The organism is Simplicispira sp. GW247-4R2A, assembly GCF_059424465.1.
This window is the reverse complement of record NZ_JBWKZM010000059.1, coordinates 1-1,106: the sequence shown is the minus strand read 5'-3', so window position 1 is coordinate 1,106 and position 1,106 is coordinate 1. Positions and strand designations below refer to the sequence as shown.

1 protein-coding gene is annotated in these 1,106 nt (G+C 60.4%); it reads right to left on the bottom strand.

From position 1 onward, the window contains the following. Positions 1–30: 30 nt before the first annotated feature. Entirely contained in the window at positions 31–1,059 is a 1,029-nt protein-coding gene (locus AC07ZH_RS20470; RefSeq protein ID WP_495201116.1) for an IS30 family transposase, read from the bottom strand. Positions 1,060–1,106 lie beyond the last annotated feature (47 nt).

The window sequence follows — 1,106 nt, the reverse complement described above, 5'->3', positions numbered from 1 at the left end:
GGCGGATTCAAGTCCAAGTGCAACATTTGTTTAATGTACTGAATCAGCCTGGAGGCTCAGCCGCTGCAAGTGCTGCGCATAGACCTCCAGGGGGGTGGAGTAACCCAGGGTCATCCTGGGACGCCCATTGAGCTCATCGGCCACGGCATCGAGCTGCTCCTGGGTGTAGCCGCTTAGATCGGTGCCCTTGGGTAAGTACTGGCGCAGAAGCCCATTGGTATTCTCGTTAGTGCCGCGCTGCCAAGGACTGTAGGGGTCACAGAAGTACACCTTCATACCCGTGTTCTCGGTGAGCCTGGCGTGCTCGGCCATCTCCCTGCCCCTGTCGTAGGTCAGGCTCTGGCGCATAGGGCTTGCTATTGCGTTGAGCTTGTCGCTGAACGCCTGCAGCACATGCGCGGCTGTCGCTGGATTGGGATGAGGCAGCTTGACCAGCAGCACCAGGCGCGTGGTGCGCTCGACCAGGGTGCCAATGGCGCTGGCGTTGTTCGCTCCCTTGATGAGGTCGCCCTCCCAGTGGCCTGGAAGCTGACGGTCCTCTATTTCTGGTGGGCGCACATGGATGCTCAGCAAGTCCTGGATTTCCCCACGCCGGTCCTTGCCCCTGGAACGGGGCCAGCGCTTGGCGTGGGCCATGCGCAGACAGGACACCAGCTCCTTCTTGAGCTCGCCCCGGGGTTGGGCGTAGATGCAGGTGTAGATGCTCTCGTGTGACACTCTCGCGCGCCTGTCGTGGGGGTGGAGTTTCTTCAGGTGCCCGGCAATTTGCTGAGGCGACCAGTGCTGGTGCAGATGGTCACACACGAACCGATACAAGGCCCCTTGGCGGTGCAGCTTGGGCTGGGGGCGGCTGTGAATGCGCCGCTTGCAGCTACGCTGATGGGCAAACCGGCTGACGTAGCCATTGCCCCCTCCATTGCGATGAATCTCCCGGCTGATGGTGCTGGGGCTACGCCCCAGAGCCCTGGCGATAGCTCGGATGCTTTGCTTTTGCTGTAGCCCCAGTGCTATCGCGTAGCGCTCCGATTCTTTGATCTGCTCGTATGTTTTCTTGCTCATGGATACCTCAATTCTGGAAGGTGTTGCACTTCAGATTTGAGGTCGCC

What these genes read in the sequence shown, in the direction of transcription:
- AC07ZH_RS20470 (WP_495201116.1), bottom strand. Translation starts at nt 1,059, where the DNA reads ATGAGCAAGAAAACATACGAGCAGATCAAAGAATCGGAGCGCTACGCG.